The sequence below is a fragment of the Haladaptatus ordinarius genome (assembly GCF_054177595.1).
In genome coordinates this window covers 1-682 of record NZ_JBPEHH010000297.1, presented here as the reverse complement: position 1 = coordinate 682, position 682 = coordinate 1, and the positions used below count along the sequence as shown (strand labels likewise).

Annotated in this window: 1 protein-coding gene; it reads right to left on the bottom strand. The window is 56.6% G+C overall.

Annotated features, from left to right (window positions below):
- Window positions 1-682 (bottom strand): ISH3 family transposase (locus ACR3FF_RS27275; protein WP_458191238.1); only part of this gene is annotated, 682 nt, incomplete at both ends.

Genomic DNA, 682 nt, shown 5'->3' with positions numbered 1-682 from the left:
CCGCCCATCGAAGCACAAGCCAGAGGTTCTCCAACAAGAATCCAACCAAGACGAACGCAAAGCGGATGACTGGATCCTGTGTCGTTGTTATTACCCGCGCTTGGCGGAATACACGGTAGCTCGTCTCGATCGCCGATCGTTTCCGATAGAGTCGTTCGACTTGCTTCGGCGTGCGATCAGCCAGATCGCACGCCACATATCCTCGAACGACCTCGCCACTTTTCCCACGATCTCCGGCATGATAGGACACAGCGACCGCGAGCGGGAATTTTAGTTCTCGCTCGCGGCCTTTGTACATCCGATAGGTCGTCATGTACGAGCAGTGTGTGTCCAATTTCTCTCTCATGCGCTTGCCCTTCTTTTGGACAGGAACGACAGTCGCAGCGATCTCCCGTGAGCGACGCAAGATACGCTCGTTATAGAAGCCACGATCAGCCAAGAGAAGCTCTATCTCGAAGGGAGAGGCTTCGACGCGGTCGAGGACGCGCTCGACCGCGTCGGCCTCCTTCTCATCACTGCGGACGTACGTCATGGCCAACGTCACCGGCTTGCCGTTCGAGACGAGATACGCCGTACAGTACCGGTGACACGTCGTTGTCCCGTCTTTGGCATGCATTCGGCAGAGTTCACCTTCCTTATCGGCGTACGTGCCGTGGTAGGGGTTATCGACGAAGTCGATCGA